Source organism: Enterobacter quasihormaechei, assembly GCF_004331385.1.
Lineage (GTDB): Bacteria > Pseudomonadota > Gammaproteobacteria > Enterobacterales > Enterobacteriaceae > Enterobacter > Enterobacter quasihormaechei.
The window spans coordinates 1-17,225 of sequence record NZ_SJON01000005.1 but is presented as its reverse complement, the minus strand read 5'-3'; the positions used below and the strand labels follow the sequence as shown (position 1 = coordinate 17,225).

The window sequence follows — 17,225 nt, the reverse complement described above, 5'->3', positions numbered from 1 at the left end:
GTGCACTTTTGATAACAGGGGCGTGAAGCCCCTGTCAATTCAGTCGTAGAGCCATTTTCCTGCTTTTGCAGATTCAGCAAACATTCTTACTGTTAACGGAATGCGGGTTGATTCCACCTCTTCCCGCTTCAGCTTAAACCAGCGCTTTAATAATGGGGTGTTCTGCCAGGGAAAATAACGAGACCATTTAACAGCAGATAAATCCACGTTAAATTCTTTCTCGTACCGGTTTAACGCGTCGTGAAGGTCATCGCCTGGTGAACCGAATAAATCAGAATCGAGTTCAAGCAATATCTCGTTCCAGTTATCGTCAAGTTCGCGTGAAATTTCATCGTTGAACATATCAAGGACTTTAGAGCTAATTTCGTCTGTCAGCATTAGAACGATGTCCACTGTATACGGTCTTTAGGTCGTGCGATCAGGTTATATTTCTCCTGAGTGCGCGACGAAATTCTGTAAAGGGTGGTCACTAATGACCCCCAACCTAACCAGGGACAATAGCGGGCAATAACAGCGGCAAGGCTTGTTGTTGTTCTCATCCGTACACCCACCGGAGTTTTGACTCGAATTCCGAATGGGGTTTTCACATCCTTCAAAATCATTCGCGCATACTTTGAAATAACGCTTGTTCCTTCAATGGCATTCCCTGGCTTCTTTCGCGTACCTAACCACGGTTGCCCGCCCAAAATAGCCGCACCTGAAACTGCATCTATCCCCAACTCTATACAGAACTCCTCCAGAAAAATGATCTCAAGTAACTCGCCCGGGGTGACGTTTGAATGGCCTCTGTAAAAGTAGGTGCCGTTAACTTCTTCGATTGTATCCATATCGATCCCAGTTATGCTGACGCCCGCTCATTCCATGCGTCAGAGAAAATAATATTTCCATCGTTATGCTTCCATGTAATTTTCTCGTAGCGCAATTCAACCGTTTCGAGGTGATTGTTATTGTTGTCGCCCGGCGCGGCCATGGCAGGTGATACCGAAACAATCCGCACCCCCACCAGAAGAATATTGAAGTACTCCGCTTCCAGGCCTGCATCATTAATCTTGTAGAACTTGAGTTCGGCTTTTTGCAGAGCCTGACCAGTGGCGACTGCCTTATAGAGATAGGGTGATGAGTAATCGAATTCCTTAACAATCATCATCGGGGAGTGGATGCGTTTACCCGTGGGTTTGCCTGTCAGATTATCGGTCGGCGTGGAAAGATTATGGTGAAAACCCTTAAATTCAATGCTGTACTCCCTCTGCTGCACGTCGCAACCGCCTTTGATCAGTGCACCACCGTCATCGTACAACCACATGTTGCCTGGAATAGCCATGTAAAACCCTCTTTTTATAGAATGGAGTCAATGAGCTTACAGAGAGAGGGAAGGGTGATAAATACACGAAATGGTAATAAGTCGTTGATTTTAATTAATTTTGAATTAAGAATAACTAACGTCAGAAATGAGCCCCGCACAATTACGTTCATGCGGGAATAACGTTAACCTATTTCAGACGTTGATGCAGGCTCGCGCCCACCAGCAGCGCCGCGCACAGCATCAGGGCGATAAACCCGCCCACGCCGTTCCAGCCGTAGTGATGCCAGAACACGCCGCCGAGGGTCCCGGCGATGCTGGAACCCAGGTAATAGCTAAACAGATACAGTGACGACGCCTGACCTTTGGCGCGGCGCGCGCGCGGGCCAATCCAGCTGCTGGCAACGGAGTGCGCGGCAAAGAAGCCGGCAGAGAAGAGCAGCATCCCGGCAAAAATCAGCCACAGGGAGGAGAACAGCGTCATCAGCAGCCCGAACAGCATGACGGCGGTGGAAACCAGCATCACCGGCCCGCGGCCAAAGCGAGCGGTCATGGCGCCGGCTTTTGGTGAACTCCACGTCCCGGTGAGATACGCCACAGAGAGCAAACCCACCAATGCCTGGTTGAGATGCCACGGCGAGAGCATCAGCCGGTAGCCAATATAGTTAAACAGCGTGACGAATGACCCCATCAGCAGGAATCCCATCAGAAACAGTCGCGGCAAACCTTTGTCGCGCCAGTGCAGACGGAAGTTGATAAACAGCGTCTTCGGACGCAGGGAGGTCGGGCGGAAATGGCGCGATTCCGGCAAAATTTTCCAGAACATCAGCGCCGAGGCGAGCGCGAAGAAGCCGATAACGGCCAGCGCAATGCGCCAGCTAAAGAAATCCGTAAACACACCGCTCAGCAGGCGTCCACTCATCCCGCCGATAGAGTTCCCGCTAATGTACAGCCCCATTGAGAAGGCCACGAAACTCGGGTGGATCTCTTCGCTGAGATAGGTCATCCCGACCGCCGCCACGCCGCTGAGAGAGAGCCCAATCAGCGCGCGCATGACCAGAATACCGTGCCAGCTGGTCATCATGGTAGAAAGCAAGGTACACACGGAGGCCAGCATTAACGCCGTTACCATGACCTGCTTACGTCCGATAGCATCCGAAAGTGGACCGGTAAACAGCAGACCAATCGCCAGCATTCCGGTGGAAATGGAAAGGGAAATACTGCTGCTGGCTGGCGACACGCCAAACTCATGCGACAGAACCGGCAGGATTGGCTGAACGCAGTAGAGCAGGGCAAAGGTAGCGAGACCCGCTGAGAAGAGCGCCAGCGTGACGCGCATAAACTGGGGGGTACCACGCTTAATAAACTGAACCGGCTGCGGTGCTGCGGGTAAATCATCAATGTCGCTGGCCGGCGCGATATCAATAGTCGTTGTACGGCTCACACATAATCCTTGCTTAAACATCCCCGTGGTTTCTGGTGACGGGTATGACCACAAGATCAGAGTAGGAAAATGTAAATATTCTGTCTAATATATTAATAATCTCAAATGATACTTTAAAAATATGAATATCGAGCTGCGTCACCTCCGCTATTTTGTCGCCGTCGCCGAAGAGCTGCATTTTGGGCGCGCGGCGGCAAGGCTGAATATCTCTCAGCCACCGCTAAGCCAGCAGATTCAGATCCTGGAGCAGCAGGTGGGGGCGCGTCTGCTGGCGCGAACCAACCGTAGCGTGAGCCTGACGGCAGCGGGAAAACAGTTCCTCACCGATAGCCGACAGATCCTGAGCATGGTGGAAGACGCCGCCGCCAGAGCGGAACGGCTTTATCTCGGTGAGACGGGGGAGCTGCGCATCGGGTTTACCTCCTCGGCTCCCTTTATCAGCGCCGTTTCACAAACGCTCTCATCGTTTCGCCGTCACTTTCCGGATGTGCATATTCAGACGCGTGAAATAAATACCCGGGAGCAAATCGCGCCGCTGAACGAAGGATCGCTCGACCTGGGGTTGATGCGTAACACGCAGTTGCCTGATACCCTGGCGTGGCAGGTGATCCTGCGAGAACCACTGATGGCGATGATCCCCAGCGACCATCCTCTTGCCGCCCGGCCTGGCGTCACGTTGGCTGAACTGGCGAAAGAGCCGTTCGTCTTTTTTGACCCCCAGGTGGGAACCGGGCTGTACGACGATATTCTGGGTCTGATGCGGCGATATGGCCTTGTTCCGACTATCGCGCAGGAGGTGGGGGAAGCCATGACGATCATTGGGCTCGTTGCCGCAGGGCTTGGCGTGTCGATTCTCCCGGCCTCGTTTAAACGGGTGCAGCTGCCGGAGATGCGCTGGGTGAAGATTGTCGAGCAGGATGCGGTCTCGGAGATGTGGCTGGTGTGGTCTAAACATCATGAACAGAGCCATGCGGCACAGCGTTTCAAAGCACAATTACTTACCGCATCTTACGGGCAATAATTATAGGGAAAAGTGGGCAAAAATGTGCAGTAAATCACATGGCTAAGTAAAAATTTGACGTCGGCCATTGAAGTGCTTCACCATAGCCCTCAGTTTATTTCGAAGCTCGAAAATAAGGGAGTACGAGGTGGTTGCTGATAGTCAGCCAGGGCATATCGATCAGATCAAGCAGACCAACGCGGGCGCCGTTTATCGCCTGATTGATCAGCTTGGTCCGGTTTCGCGTATCGATCTTTCGCGCCTGGCACAACTGGCACCCGCCAGTATTACCAAGATTGTCCGCGAAATGCTGGAAGCCCATCTGGTTCAGGAGACGGAAATTCAGGAGCCGGGCAGCCGTGGCCGTCCGGCGGTAGGGCTGGTGGTGGAAACGGAAGCCTGGCACTACCTGTCGATGCGCATCAGCCGCGGGGAAATCTTCCTCGCGCTGCGCGACCTCAGCAGCAAACTGGTGGTGGAAGACCGGCTGGACCTTCCGCTCGATGCAGAGCAACCTCTCCTCGATGCCATTCTGTCCCATATCGACCAGTTCTTTATTCGCCACCAGCAGCGTCTTGAACGCTTAACGGCAATTGCGATCACCCTGCCGGGAATTATTGATACCGAAAATGGCATTGTGCACCGCATGCCCTTTTACGAGAACGTTAAAGAGATGCCGCTGGGTGAAGTGCTGGAAAGCCATACCGGTGTGCCGGTCTACATTCAGCATGATATCAGCGCCTGGACGATGGCGGAGGCGCTGTTTGGCGCCTCGCGCGGCGCGCGCGACGTCATTCAGGTTGTGATTGATCACAACGTTGGCGCGGGGGTGATCACCGACGGGCGTCTTTTACACGCCGGCAGCAGTAGCCTGGTGGAGATCGGCCATACGCAGGTCGATCCGTATGGAAAACGCTGCTATTGCGGTAACCATGGCTGCCTGGAGACGATTGCCAGCGTGGAAAGCGTGCTGGAGCTGGCGCAGGTGCGGCTTAGCCAGTCGATGAGCTCCACGCTGCACGGACAGCCGCTGAGCGTAGACGCACTGTGCACTGCGGCAAGGCAGGGCGATCTGCTGGCGAAGGACATCATTACCGGCGTAGGCAATAATGTCGGGCGCATCCTGGCGATTATGGTGAACCTGTTTAATCCGCAAAAAATACTCATTGGCTCCCCGCTCAGCCAGGCGGCGGATATCCTCTTCCCGGCGATTTCCGCCTGTATCAACCAGCAGTCGCTTCCCGCATACAGCAAAAATATCGTGGTCGAAAGTACGCAATTTTCCAACCAGGGCACGATGGCCGGTGCCGCACTGGTTAAAGATGCCATGTACAACGGCTCATTACTGATTCGTTTGCTTCAGGGCTAACTCTTTTCCAGAGATGTACGAAAAATTGCGCTATCTCAAGCCGGGTAGCGCACGCTTCCCGTAGACTTTCTCCACTGAATTATTTACCTGGTTTATATTTTTTGAAGCATACCCAAGAGGTGGAATGAGTCATGCTTAAGCGTTTCTTTATTACTGGTACGGATACGTCTGTCGGGAAGACCGTCGTATCCCGCGCGTTACTCCAGGCCCTGGCGGCGAGCGGTAAACGCGTTGCAGGATACAAGCCGGTTGCAAAAGGCAGTAAAGAGACGCCAGAAGGGCTGCGCAATAAGGACGCCCTGGTTCTGCAAAGCGTCTCGTCTCTGGAACTGCCGTATGATGCCGTCAATCCTATCGCGTTGAGCGAGGAGGAAAGCAGCGTCGCTCATAGCGGGCCGATCAACTACAGCCTGCTTTCAGATGGTCTGGCGAATCTTAGCGAAAAGGTTGACCACGTTGTCGTTGAAGGGACCGGCGGCTGGCGCAGCCTGATGAACGATTTACGTCCCCTTTCCGAGTGGGTGGTGCAGGAGCAGTTGCCGGTGATTATGGTCGTGGGCATTCAGGAAGGGTGCATCAACCATGCCCTGCTGACGGCGCAGGCTATCGCTAATGACGGCCTGCCGCTGATTGGCTGGGTGGCGAACCGGATCAATCCGGGCCTTGCACACTACGCTGAAATCATCGACGTGCTGAGCAAAAAACTGCCTGGCCCGCTGGTAGGCGAACTGCCTTATCTGCCTCGCGCAGAGCAGCGCGAACTAGCGCACTACATCGATCTCTCGGCTTTCGGCGGTATGCTGTCCGTAGATCGAGTCGTGGCGTAACGTTCTCGACAATACCGACGCCACAACACAGGCAACCAGCAAACCGGGGAGTAAAAAATACTGCCCGGTCATTTCACATACCATCAATGCCGACATGATTGGCGCATGCGTGGTGGCGGCGAGCAGCGTCGCCATACCCGCCAGCCCAAGCAGGATCGCCGTCTCAGCCCCAGGAAACCACAGCGCAACTATCTGCGCAAACAGCATTCCCGTTGCCATACCGACGAACAGGGTTGGCGTAAACACCCCTCCCGGCGCGCCGGACCCGCTGCTTGCCAGCACCGCCAGCAGCTTGCAGATAAAGATGCCAGCAATCACTGACAGCAGCGGCGGCGACTGCAAAAATGCCTGAACCACGCTGTAGCCATTCCCCCATACCTTTGGCGTCAGCAGCGACAGCAGCCCGACGATCAGCCCGCCCAGCGCCAGCTGCCACGGCGGCGAGAGCTTAAGACGCAGAAACAGCGCGTGGCTAAACCCCATCAGCCACATCAGCAGCGGACCGCAAACGCCCGCCAGCAGACCCACGCCAACTATCAACGCATAATCTGCCGCCGTTAATGTCTCACTCAGGTGCACCGCATAAAGCGTATTTGCGCCGGGGCTTAACAGACGTGTGGTGAGCAGGCCCACCACGGCGGCAATCACTACCGGGCCGAGGGAAGCCAGCATCAGCGTGCCAAACAGGATCTCTGCGATAAACAGGCTGCCCGCAAGCGACGCATGATAGGCGCTGGCCATCCCGGCGGCGGCACCGCAGGCGATCCACAGTTTCCATTCAGATTTCGGCGTACAGCGTTGTGCAAAAAAGGAGGCGGCGAGGGCGGCGAGCAGGATCATGGCACCTTCCCGGCCAATGGCGCTTCCGCTGGCGACCACCAGCAACGAGGCGAACGATTTCACCAGACTGGCGCCGTAATCAAACTGGCCATCACCCGTTTCCAGCGCCTCCATATAATCGGTCGGGGCGTGGGGACGTTGTGCCGTCATGCGCTGCCATCCCCACAGCAGCATTCCCGCGGCCAGACCACCCAGCGCAGGCGTGAGCGCGCGACGCCAGGGCGATAACGCAGCAGCGGCATTCACCAGGCTTCCGCTTTCGTTGCTCAGAAACAGCCACTCCAGCAGATACATGCTGTGGCGAAACGCCGCAACGGCCAGCGCCGCCAGCACGCCGGTGACGGTAGCGATCAGGAGTCGGCGAAACATCGCGCGGATGTCGGGGTAAGCGTGAAGACGTTGCATGGGTCGCAATTACGTGAGGACAAAACAATATTGTGATGGGAAAACGTGAGGTTAGCAAAAGGTATACGTGCGAAAAAAAGCCGGGCATTGCCCGGCATACAGGATTAAGTGTCGCTATGAATATTCAACGCCCGGCGCGTACGTCCTGAACTCAAATACTCCGCAATATAGTCCTGGGATATTTCGCCGTTATAGCGCCCGTCTTCGTCCACAATCGGCATCCAGCTGGTGTTGCTTTCATACAGGCGAGAAAGCACCACGCGCAGGTTGTCTTCGGCTTTCCCGGTCATGCGGAACGGGTGCAGAATGTCCGCGCAGGCACCGCTGGCGTGACGCGCTTCGCGGCGCTTCACAAAGCCCAGCGGTTTTCCGTGCTCATCAACCACGGTAATGGCGCGAATATCGTTATCATCCATGGTGGCGAAGGCCTCCGACAGCGGCGTTGATTCGCGTACCGTAATGGTCGGCTGCTGATCGGTGACGTCACCCGCTGATACCAGCAGCAGACGTTTCAGCGTCCGGTCCTGGCCCACAAACGAACCGACAAACTCATTCGCCGGCTTCGCCAGCAGTTCGTCCGGGCTGGCGCACTGCACGATACGTCCCTGACGGAAAACGGCGATACGGTCGCCCAGCTTCAGCGCTTCGTCAATATCGTGGCTCACCAGCATCACGGTCTTTTTCAGCTTGCGCTGCATCTCCAGGAACTGGTTCTGGATCACCTCGCGGTTGATCGGGTCGACCGCGCCGAACGGTTCATCCATCAGCAGGACCGGCGGATCCGCTGCCAGCGCACGGATGACGCCGATGCGCTGCTGCTGGCCGCCGGACATTTCACGCGGATAGCGGTGAAGGAATTTATGCGGATCCATTGCCACCATATCCATCAGCTCCTCGGCACGGGATTTACAGCGCGCTTTGTCCCAGCCCAGCATTCGCGGCACAACGGTAATGTTCTCTTCGATGGTCATGTTCGGGAACAGGCCAATCTGCTGGATCACATAGCCAATGTTGCGGCGCAACGTCACGGTGTCCATCCCGCTGGTGTCTTCGCCGTTAATCAGGATCGTCCCGCTGCTGGGCGTAATAAGACGGTTAATCATCTTCAGGGTCGTGGTTTTGCCGCAGCCGGACGGGCCGAGCAGCACGCACATTTCCCCTTCGGGCACGTTCAGGTTGACGTTGTCGACGGCCTTAAACGTCTGGCCGTGTTTCTGTGAAAATTGTTTGGTGAGGTTTTCCAGTTTTATCATTATCGAATCCCCTTCGGAGTCAGTACCACCTGCAAACGGTGCAGCAACCAGTCGAGCACAATCGCTAAAAGACAAATCATCAGCGCGCCCGCAATCAACATACGAATATCACTCCCGCCAATACCGTTAAGCAGCAGCAGGCCCAGACCGCCCGCGCCAATCACGGCGGCAATCGCCATGACGCCAATGTTCATCACCACGGCGGTGCGGATGCCGCCAAAAATGACCGGCAGCGCCATCGGGATTTCCACCCAGCGCAGACGCTGCCAGAAGGTCATGCCGATGCCGCGTCCCGCTTCACGCAGGCCGGGGGGGAGGCTGTCGAGCGCCGTGTGGGTGTTACGCACAATCGGCAGCAGAGAGTAGAGAAACACCGCCGTTATTGCGGGCAGGGCGCCAATGCCCTGACCGACCAGCGAAAAGAGCGGGATCATCAGGCCGAAAAGCGCGATAGACGGGATGGTGAGCACAATAGTGGCGATCCCCAGCACGGGAGTTGCCAGCCATTTGTGGCGAACAATCAAAATGCCCAGCGGCACGCCGATGATAATCGCCAGGCCCACGGCCAGCGCGACCAGCCACAGGTGTTGCAGTGTCAGGGTTAAGAGATAGTCCCAGTTGTCGAAAATATAGTGAATCGTCTCCATAGCGCCTCCTACAGCAACTGTTTGCTACGCAGGAAATCTCGGGCGACCTGCTGCGGTGACTGATGGTCGATATCCACCTTTTTATTCAGTTCGGTGATAACGTCGTTATTCAGCTGGGCAGAGAGGGTGTTCAGCGCCTCCTCCAGCCCCGGGTTCGCCTCCAGCGTGTCTTTACGTACAACCGGCGTCACGGCGTAACTCGGGAAGAAGCCTTTATCGTCTTCCAGCACTTTGAGATCGAAGCCCTTCACGCGCCCGTCGGTGGTGTAGATCAGCCCCGCATCGACAAACCCGTCGCGCACCGCGTTATAGACCAGTCCCGGATCCATCTGGCGGATCTGCGGGCGGTCCAGCGTCATGTTGTAGGCCGCCTGCAACGGTTTCATCCCGTCGCTACGCCCGGCAAACTCCAGGTCAAGACCCAGCAGCCAGTTGTTATCCGGATCGGTTTTACGGATCTGCTCAATCTTCGCCACCATTTCAGACATGGTGTTGATATGTTCAGCCTCGGCGCGCTTGCGCTGCATGGCAAAAGCATAGGTGTTGTTCATGTCGGCAGGTTTGAGCCACACCAGACCGTGCTTCGCGTCAAGACGTTTCACCGTCTCGTAAGACTCCTGCGGCGACATGCGTTTGTTGATGTGGTTGAAGATGATCAGCGACGTACCGGTGTACTCCCAGGTCATATCGATTTGTTTGTTGATCATCGCGTTTCGGGATATCACCGTCGCAATATTGGTCTGCGGCTGCACCTGAAACCCTTTCTTTTGCAGATACTGCACGGTCATGGCCGAGAGAATGTGCTGCTCGGTAAAGCTCTTGGTCGCCAGGATCAGCGGCGCGGCGAGCGCCTGGCTGGTGAAGAGCGCGGCGGCGCACAGCGCCGTCAGGCCGGAAAACAGTCTCATAGAAGCTCCTTGTTATAATTATCGTGCGAGATGTGGGCTCAGCAGTCGACCCAGTGCCGCCAGCAGCGTATCCAGAATCAGGGCGAACAGGGCGGTGGCCGCCGCGCCCAGGATCAGCGTCGGGAAGTCATTCAGATAAATACCCGGGAAAATCAGCTCGCCGTAGCTGCTGGCACCGATCAGGAATGCCAGCGGCGCGGTACCAACGTTAATCGCCGTGGCAATACGAATACCTGAAAGCATCACCGGCCAGGCGTTAGGGATTTCGACCTGACGCAGGCGCTGCCACCGGGTCATGCCGATGCCGTTTGCCGCCTCCAGCAGTGACGCGGGAACAGAGCACAGCCCGGCATAGGTGTTACGCACAATCGGCAGCAGAGAGGCCAGAAAGAGGGCGATAATGGCCGGCTTATCGCCGATGCCAATCACCACCATCGCCAGCGCCAGAACAGCCAGCGGCGGCAGGGTGTTGCCCACGTTAAAGATTTGCATCACGTATTCGGCGATACCCCGTGCCGCCGGACGGCTCAGCAGGATGCCGCTTGGAATACCGACCAGCAGGGCAAAGAACATTGAGGAGAAAACCAAAATTAAATGCTGTTGCCCGAGGTAGATCAGGTCAACCTGGCGCGCCTTGATCGTCTCCAGCCCAATTCCCCAGGTGAGGAGAGCGAGAACCACGATAATGGCGCCGACAAAAAGCAGCGAACGTTTGAGTAGTGGATGCATTGCGGTGTGTCTCCCTGTGCGCATGCGTTATAGCAACCACCGGTTGCGGTTGCCTGTTGTTATGCCATGTTTCGGCAGGGGTACTTCACCTATAGCAAGCGAAGCGGAAGGGTTCCAGCGAAGGGGGTAAAACAGTAACCCTATGAAATTAGTGACAACCTGGGTTAAGCCTTATGGCATAAGGGCTGTCAGCGGGCAGGCAGAATAGTCTTAAAGAAGCGAGTCTTAAGTGACAATGTCACCTAAGACTCATTAATAAACCCTAACGACCGAGGGCGGCGCGCACCTTTCGCACGCGCCAGGAGATGCGAACGATCGAAAAGGCGGCGATGAATACCAGCATTAGCCCCAGCGCCAGCATCGCGTGGAATCCAAATTCTCTGAACAGGATCAGCCCGGCGATCCCTCCGGTAATAAACGAGAAAAGGGTGGTTAAATGGGTCTTGAGCTGGCTCTTTTGCGCAGCCGTGTCTTTAGAATAATCCCGGCGCAGCATGGCGACCATAACGGAGGCCAGCGAAATGCCCGCATCGGTCAGCGTGCCGGTAATGTGCGTGGATCTCACCCGACCACCGGATAGCTGAGTGGAGGTGGAATTATGGATGCCCATCAGCCCGCACAGGAAAATAATAATCTCCTGATTCGTGGCGAAGGAGTGAAAATACATTTCGTACAGAGATACCCCGGCCAGTAATAGCCCTTCAACAAAAAGAACCTGGCTGAATACCAGCCTGACGTTATGGATAATCCCCCAGATAACAATCATCCTCGCAACGATGGCACCCGTGACGAACGACAGAATAATGGCGCCAAAAAAAAGAATATCGTTGAGGTCGGTGGAGGAGACTTCGCTGGAGAGTTGTGAGGTATTGCCGGTCATGTGTGAGGGAAAAAAGCCAAACGCGCCCAGCGCAATGGCATTCAGCAGTCCTGCGGAGGTGGCCAGCCAGAGAGCAAGACGGCGATCCTCCTGATGCGTTCGTTCTTTCTTTAACTTAATCAGCAAAGAATACCTCCGGTTTGAGCTTTGCCTGATTCCTCAAGCTAACAAAGCGATATCGCTGGCTGACCAGGATATTGCTTAATTATTAATTCAACGGGAGGTATTCGCGGTTTTGTAATTAAATAAAATAACCCTGTTAATATAATGCCTTACTGCTGATGGCGCGAGCAGACTGACGGGCAAAAATACCGCCCCCGTGATTGCCGGGGGCTGAGAGCTTATTTCAGACTGGTTTTGAAGAACTGCTCAAAGTGCGCGAACGGGATTTTTCCTGCGACGTTATCGTAGAGATCAACATGGTTTGCACCCGGAACAATCACCAGCTCTTTCTGTTTGCTGCCGACGGCCTTAAACGCATCTTCCGCAAAATAGCGAGAATGCGCGTTTTCACCGGTCACGATCAGCGTCGGGATGGCGATCTCCCCGGCATAGCTCAGCAGCGGCATATTCATAAAGGACAACGGCATGGTCGCGGTCCATGCGCCGGTGGAGTTTACGGAACGGGCATGGAAGCCGCGCGGCATACGGTAGTAGTCGTAGAACTCTTTCAGTACCGGATGCGGATCGGCGGGCAATGCTTCCGGCAGAATACGCTCGGCTGCCGTCACCTTACCGTTCTCATCGACATTAATATCATGACCGCCATGGGCGAAAGTGCCGCTCTCGGCATCTTTCCAGCGCTGGGCGTTCAGATACTCCAACACGGCCCGACGGTCAGCCGCTGAATAGCGATCTTTCCCGTCGCCCACGCCGTGACCCATCGCGCGGCTCATATCGTACATTACGCTGGTGGCGACCGCCTTCACGCGGGTATCCATGGATGCCGCGTTCAGCGCCATACCGCCCCAGCCGCAAATGCCGAGAATGCCGATACGATTACGGTCGACTTCTTTCTGGAGCCCCAGGAAATCCACTGCGGCGCTAAAGTCTTCGGTGTTGATATCAGGGGAGGCAACGTTACGCGGCTGGCCGCCACTTTCACCCGTATAGGATGGGTCGAAGGCCAGGGTTACGAACCCCTGTTCAGCCAGGGTCTGGGCGTACAGACCGCTGGATTGCTCTTTAACCGCACCGAACGGCCCGCTGACGGCAATCGCCGCCAGTTTCTGGTCGCCGCGGTTCTGAGGAAGGTACAGATCGCCCACCAGAGTGATCCCGTATCGGGTCTGGAACGTCACCTTGCGGTGAATGACTTTATCGCTCTCGGCGAAGGTTTTATCCCAGGTAGTCACCATGGAAACGGGGGCGTTTGGATTTAGCGTTTCTGCATAACTCATTGTTGTCACTCCACTTAATGATGCGCATAGCAGCAGCGCAACGGATAGTTTTTGGGTGAATGTTTTCATAAGAGATACCGTGTGTTGTTGTTATGCGGTCATTATAATTAGCAGTAATAGTGCTGATTAGAGGCCAGGGTCTGCTAGAATTAATATCATTTTGTTATAGGTTCGCGAGGCGTAATGGCAAAGCGAGAGAACTACAATGAGCTGTATCTGTTTATCCAGGTGGTGCGGGAGGGGAGCTTCACGGCAGCCGCACAGCGGCTCGGGCTGGCACAATCCGGGATCAGCCGATCGGTTCGGGAGCTGGAAGAGCGGCTGGGCGTTCAGCTTCTGGTGCGTACCACGCGCAAGCTGTCGCTGACCCACGCCGGAGAACAGCTTTACCAGACTGCCGGCTCCGCCTTTGATGCGCTCGATACCGGGCTGACCAGACTGGCACATTACCGCCAGACGCCGTCCGGCACGGTGCGCATTAATGCCAGCCAGCACGCCATTGAAAAATGTCTGCTGCCAAAGCTCGCTATATTCAAACAGCGTTACCCGGATATTCGTCTGGAATTAATGAATGAAAGCCGGTTCGTGGACATTATTGCCGAGCGATTCGATGCGGGCGTCCGGCTGGGGCCGGAGGTGGGGCAAGGTATGATTGCCGTGCGCATTACGCCCGATATGGAGATGGCCGTGGTTGCCGCCCCGGCGCATTTCCGGCGCTATGGTTTCCCGCAGGTGCCTGCTGATCTGACTTCGCATCCCTGCATTGCCTATCAGTTCGCCGACGGTCGCCACTATCAGTGGGAGCTCATTCAGGACGGAAAAAGTATTGCGCACCGCCCGGAAGGACAATGGGCCTTTTCGGACAGCTATATGGAAGCCGAAGCCGCGCGGCTGGGACTCGGGCTGGCCTATGTCCCGGTAGAGCTGGTGGCTGACGATCTGGAGCGCGGGACGCTTATACGGGTCTTGCAGCGCTACAGTCTGCGCATGGACGGGCTTTACCTCTATTACCCGCACCGCAACGTCTCCCCGGCGCTGAGAGCGGTAATCGATACGCTGAAAATTTAGGGGTGCCTCTGCGCTGCCGTCTATACAGCTCCTGGGTTTGTGTTACGCTACTCTTATATATAGCGCTGCTCAATTAAGGCTAAGAAATGACAAAATTAACGCCAGAATATACGGCTGTAGATTTATCAAGTTGGGCAAGGAAAGAGCATTTTGAAGTCTTTCAGAGCTTTGCTCAATGCACGATTAACCAAACGGTTCAGCTGGATATTACGGCGCTGCTGAAACATATCAAAGAGGTTGGCTGGAAATTTTATCCTTCGATTATTTCTATTATCGCCACAGTCGTTAACCGCCATTCTGAGTTCCGTATGGCTATGAAGGATAATGAACTTGTAATATGGAAGGAGGTGCATCCAAGCTATACCCTTTTCCATAAAGAAACGGAGACGTTTTCATCGTTGTGGAGTCACTTCGACGGGAATATTCATCACTTTCAGAACGTTTATGCAGAAGACGTTTCTCGCTATGGTGATAATCTTGCCTACTGGCCTAAGGAAGAGTTCCGGGAAAATATATTCTTCATATCGGATATTCCGTGGGCGAGCTTTACCAGTTTTAATATCAACGTGGCTAACATGCAGAACTTTTTTGCTCCCATGTTCACCTTTGGAAAATACTATAACCAGGATGGAAAAGTCTTGTTGCCTTTCGCCGTTCAGGTCCATCACTCCGTGTGCGATGGTTTCCACCTGGCAAGGCTGATCAATGAGTTGCAAGAGTTATGTGATAATTTACCGCGCCATTCCGAAGCGCTCACCGTGTGATGCACGTGTTTTTAACCTACGCCTGACGAGGGGAATTGATGGAACCGAATTTTACGCCAGAACAGATTGAAATGATTAACGGCATTGTTTTTGAGCAGATCGACATCATGCATGAAAAAGTTGCTGAAATAATTGCAGAGACAGAGACGGTTGCGCATCAACGCCTGAAGGATAACGGGATCACTATGACAGATTTCTGTCCCGCGAATAAACATTTCCTGATGATGACCCTTGTACAAAATCTTATAGATAAAGTGCACGGGGGTGATATGGGTTTGGCTCAAAAAATGTTAACCATAGAAGCAAAAAGGCTGAACGTTAGCGTAAATGTTGAGGCGGACAAATCGAGATAACAGGCCCTTCTTATGGTGACGCTGGATGAATTAAAGGCAGAATATCCAGCGCGACGTTCTGTAAGCCGACAATGTTAAAGCCGTGAGCCGTTTCCAGCTCACGGTGGCAGGACAAGTGATGGGGATTCTGACGATCAGGCCGCTTTAACGGCACGGATTTTTTTACTGCCATCCGCATCCGACGCTGTTTTATCCGTTGCAGCATCGCGCTCGGGAAGCTTGCTGGTACGCAGAATATGCTGAACAGCTTCTTTCTGCTCGGCAAGATACAGCCCAAGGTTCTCCGCCTGCGTTTCATCCATCTGCATTTCGCTTTGCAACAGCCAGTCGGTGAACGCTTCTGCCATATCGAGCAGTTTGTCGTGAGCGTCAGCCTCTTTCTTACTGGCAAATGTCATTTTCTCTTCACCCTTTCTTACGACAACAAATTTTGTTTCAACAGCCATTTTGCGCCTCCGGTACTGTAATTATATACAGTATAACAGTTGCGAAGTGGTGTTGCAGCAAAAATGTGCGAAACTGGCTAGCACAACGGATGTGCAAGCCAGGCGCTGTTATCGGTACAGCGTTTTTTCTGCAATCGGGATCAGCAAAGTGGACTGCCAGTCTGCCAGGGTCAGTTGAGCCAGTTTACCCAGCGCCGCGTAGAAAGGATGGGCCGTGTTTTCAACAAATACGGTCAGGAAACGCGTGCTCCACGGCAGCAGATGCCAGGCCAGAAGCTGGTCGCGTTCTGTGTCGCGACCGTTCTCGGCAAGCCACGCCGCCAGCATCAGCAGCGTGCCGAAGTGATCTTCCGGCTCATTCTGCTGCATTTCAAAGGCGATATTGTTTTCACGCATCCACTGACGCAACGCGAGGGTCGAATCGCCAAACAGCACGGACTCGCGATCGAGCCAGACGGAGCCCCACGGAGGAGCGGGCAGGGCATATGGGCCAATAAACAGACGCTGCCACGCGTCCTTCAACGCTTCGTCCGACGGGGCTTTAAACGCAGCGGCGACGGGCAGCAGGCTTTCTTCCGGCAGCGGCCAGTCCTGCACCCAGTCACCGGCGATCAGGGCGCTCACCAGCGGCGCAGTCTGTTCGCTGTCCGGGGCAAAATAAAACAGCGCGCCCAGTACCCGGGCGCTGAACGCGAACGATTCGCGATGTGAGACGTCATTCATTACAACTTTCCTTACTTGCGCGCGGGCGGTCCCGCGCGCCTGTGTTAACCTGCAATCGCTAACCCTGCGGTCATATGCAGACCATAAAATAGCCCACGGCCAATAAGTTCACCCAGCGCCACCAGCACAAAACCTGTCAACAGACCGAGCGTTTTCGGCTCCTGACGCCGAATCAGCGGGCAGATCCAGCAGCCTAAGCCCGCCGTCAGCAGCGCGATGCGCCAGACCTGAAGCGAACCATAATCCGGCAGCAGGACGCTGGCCTGCTGAATGGAACTCTGGATCGTCGCCAGCGCATTGCTTTGCAACACGACGACCGCCACGCAGACGAGCAGCGCCAGCACGCTGACGGAGGCGGCAACGGTACCTTTATATGTCACGTTTGCAACCCGCAACAGCAGCGCGGTCAGAAGCGGACCAGCAAGCGCCATCGTCAGGAAGAAGGCCAGCGTGGTGTAGCCCGTATACCAGGTCGGAACGGTATCAATCTGATAGACACGGGTCATCGCCCAGACAAAAACGACCCCCAGGAGTTGACTGACCACCAGCCAGATTTTGCCTAAAGCAGGGGGCATTTTACCGATAACCGATACCAGCCACCAGAAACCGCCCACGGCAAAGAAGATCGAACCCGCTGCGATCTCATTACTCAGCGCTGACGCTCCCACGCGGTTAAGCGAGTTGAAGGCGCGCAGCGGGGAGCCGAGGTGCAGTACCGAGGCCATAAACCCAATACCCATCACTACCCAGAGAAAAAACATGCTGCGAACGATGCGCCGTTTAGCCGCTTCCTCTTTTTCATTCAGCCAGGCGAAACCCATCACGATTAGCGCGCCGGCCACGCATTGCCCGAAAACGGTGAAGATCAC

General features: G+C 54.9%; 20 protein-coding genes. 6 read left to right on the top strand and 14 right to left on the bottom strand.

Annotated elements, in window-relative coordinates; all coding sequences use genetic code 11:
* Nucleotides 1–39: 39 nt before the first annotated feature.
* The 4 genes from E0L16_RS08630 to E0L16_RS08615 form a co-directional block, all read right to left on the bottom strand.
* Nucleotides 40–393: a DUF1493 family protein gene (locus tag E0L16_RS08630; protein ID WP_242672218.1), complete on the bottom strand. Its 354-nt coding sequence runs from the start codon at nucleotides 391–393 to the stop codon at nucleotides 40–42.
* Nucleotides 378–827: an STM2901 family protein gene (locus E0L16_RS08625; protein ID WP_131636728.1), complete on the bottom strand. Its 450-nt coding sequence runs from the start codon at nucleotides 825–827 to the stop codon at nucleotides 378–380. Before E0L16_RS08625 ends, E0L16_RS08630 begins: the two co-directional genes overlap by 16 nt.
* 11 nt (nucleotides 828–838) lie before the next feature.
* A complete protein-coding gene (locus E0L16_RS08620) occupies nucleotides 839–1,321 on the bottom strand; it encodes an Hcp family type VI secretion system effector (RefSeq protein WP_131636727.1) in 483 nt (160 codons plus the stop codon).
* Between the two features lie 169 nt (nucleotides 1,322–1,490).
* A complete protein-coding gene (locus E0L16_RS08615) occupies nucleotides 1,491–2,744 on the bottom strand; it encodes an MFS transporter (protein ID WP_131636726.1) in 1,254 nt (417 codons plus the stop codon).
* Between the two features lie 121 nt (nucleotides 2,745–2,865).
* Here E0L16_RS08615 and E0L16_RS08610 point away from each other — a divergent pair, with 121 nt between their 5' ends.
* The 3 genes from E0L16_RS08610 (at nucleotide 2,866) to bioD (ending at nucleotide 5,940) form a co-directional block, all read left to right on the top strand.
* Nucleotides 2,866–3,765 (top strand): LysR family transcriptional regulator, encoded by a 900-nt coding sequence (locus E0L16_RS08610; RefSeq protein ID WP_112793269.1) that lies wholly within the window; start codon nucleotides 2,866–2,868, stop codon nucleotides 3,763–3,765.
* A gap of 127 nt (nucleotides 3,766–3,892) precedes the next feature.
* Nucleotides 3,893–5,113: a sugar metabolism global transcriptional regulator Mlc gene (gene mlc / locus E0L16_RS08605; protein ID WP_112793270.1), complete on the top strand. Its 1,221-nt coding sequence runs from the start codon at nucleotides 3,893–3,895 to the stop codon at nucleotides 5,111–5,113.
* A gap of 131 nt (nucleotides 5,114–5,244) precedes the next feature.
* Nucleotides 5,245–5,940, top strand: a complete 696-nt coding sequence (gene bioD / locus E0L16_RS08600; protein WP_063451476.1) for a dethiobiotin synthase — start codon at nucleotides 5,245–5,247, stop codon at nucleotides 5,938–5,940.
* Here the strand turns inward: bioD and clcB are convergent.
* The 7 genes from clcB to E0L16_RS08565 all read right to left on the bottom strand — a co-directional run bounded on the left by clcB (nucleotide 5,875) and on the right by E0L16_RS08565 (nucleotide 13,071).
* Nucleotides 5,875–7,185, bottom strand: coding sequence for a voltage-gated ClC-type chloride channel ClcB (gene clcB / locus E0L16_RS08595; protein ID WP_131636725.1), 1,311 nt, complete (start codon nucleotides 7,183–7,185; stop codon nucleotides 5,875–5,877). The genes bioD and clcB overlap by 66 nt on opposite strands.
* Nucleotides 7,186–7,289: 104 nt before the next feature.
* Nucleotides 7,290–8,438 carry an osmoprotectant ABC transporter ATP-binding protein OsmV gene (osmV, locus tag E0L16_RS08590; protein WP_063451474.1) on the bottom strand — a complete coding sequence of 383 codons (1,149 nt, stop codon included), beginning with the start codon at nucleotides 8,436–8,438 and terminating at the stop codon, nucleotides 7,290–7,292.
* Nucleotides 8,438–9,085: an osmoprotectant ABC transporter permease OsmW gene (osmW, locus tag E0L16_RS08585; protein ID WP_063451473.1), complete on the bottom strand. Its 648-nt coding sequence runs from the start codon at nucleotides 9,083–9,085 to the stop codon at nucleotides 8,438–8,440. Before osmW ends, osmV begins: the two co-directional genes overlap by 1 nt.
* 8 nt (nucleotides 9,086–9,093) lie before the next feature.
* Entirely contained in the window at nucleotides 9,094–9,993 is a 900-nt protein-coding gene (gene osmX / locus E0L16_RS08580; RefSeq protein ID WP_063866836.1) for an osmoprotectant ABC transporter substrate-binding protein OsmX, read from the bottom strand.
* 18 nt (nucleotides 9,994–10,011) lie between these two features.
* Nucleotides 10,012–10,722, bottom strand: coding sequence for an osmoprotectant ABC transporter permease OsmY (gene osmY / locus E0L16_RS08575; protein ID WP_063451471.1), 711 nt, complete (start codon nucleotides 10,720–10,722; stop codon nucleotides 10,012–10,014).
* Between the two features lie 262 nt (nucleotides 10,723–10,984).
* Nucleotides 10,985–11,728 carry a YoaK family protein gene (locus tag E0L16_RS08570; protein ID WP_063866834.1) on the bottom strand — a complete coding sequence of 248 codons (744 nt, stop codon included), beginning with the start codon at nucleotides 11,726–11,728 and terminating at the stop codon, nucleotides 10,985–10,987.
* Nucleotides 11,729–11,943: 215 nt separating this feature from the next.
* Entirely contained in the window at nucleotides 11,944–13,071 is a 1,128-nt protein-coding gene (locus E0L16_RS08565) for an alpha/beta hydrolase (protein WP_131636724.1), read from the bottom strand.
* 114 nt (nucleotides 13,072–13,185) lie between these two features.
* Between E0L16_RS08565 and E0L16_RS08560 the strand changes: the two genes are divergently transcribed.
* From E0L16_RS08560 to E0L16_RS08550, 3 genes are all read left to right on the top strand, one after another.
* Nucleotides 13,186–14,070 carry a LysR family transcriptional regulator gene (locus E0L16_RS08560; protein ID WP_063866833.1) on the top strand — a complete coding sequence of 295 codons (885 nt, stop codon included), beginning with the start codon at nucleotides 13,186–13,188 and terminating at the stop codon, nucleotides 14,068–14,070.
* A gap of 86 nt (nucleotides 14,071–14,156) precedes the next feature.
* Nucleotides 14,157–14,834 (top strand): type A chloramphenicol O-acetyltransferase, encoded by a 678-nt coding sequence (gene catA / locus E0L16_RS08555; RefSeq protein WP_131636723.1) that lies wholly within the window; start codon nucleotides 14,157–14,159, stop codon nucleotides 14,832–14,834.
* Nucleotides 14,835–14,872: 38 nt separating this feature from the next.
* Nucleotides 14,873–15,187, top strand: a complete 315-nt coding sequence (locus tag E0L16_RS08550) for a nitroreductase (protein ID WP_131636722.1) — start codon at nucleotides 14,873–14,875, stop codon at nucleotides 15,185–15,187.
* 134 nt (nucleotides 15,188–15,321) lie between these two features.
* Here the strand turns inward: E0L16_RS08550 and E0L16_RS08545 are convergent, their stop codons facing one another.
* The 3 genes from E0L16_RS08545 to E0L16_RS08535 all read right to left on the bottom strand — a co-directional run.
* Nucleotides 15,322–15,633: a YebG family protein gene (locus tag E0L16_RS08545; protein ID WP_063451466.1), complete on the bottom strand. Its 312-nt coding sequence runs from the start codon at nucleotides 15,631–15,633 to the stop codon at nucleotides 15,322–15,324.
* Between the two features lie 108 nt (nucleotides 15,634–15,741).
* Nucleotides 15,742–16,356 carry a Tat proofreading chaperone DmsD gene (gene dmsD, locus E0L16_RS08540; RefSeq protein ID WP_131636721.1) on the bottom strand — a complete coding sequence of 205 codons (615 nt, stop codon included), beginning with the start codon at nucleotides 16,354–16,356 and terminating at the stop codon, nucleotides 15,742–15,744.
* A gap of 44 nt (nucleotides 16,357–16,400) precedes the next feature.
* Nucleotides 16,401–17,225: dimethyl sulfoxide reductase anchor subunit family protein (locus E0L16_RS08535; protein ID WP_131636720.1), on the bottom strand; the 825-nt coding region annotated here is incomplete at its 5' end.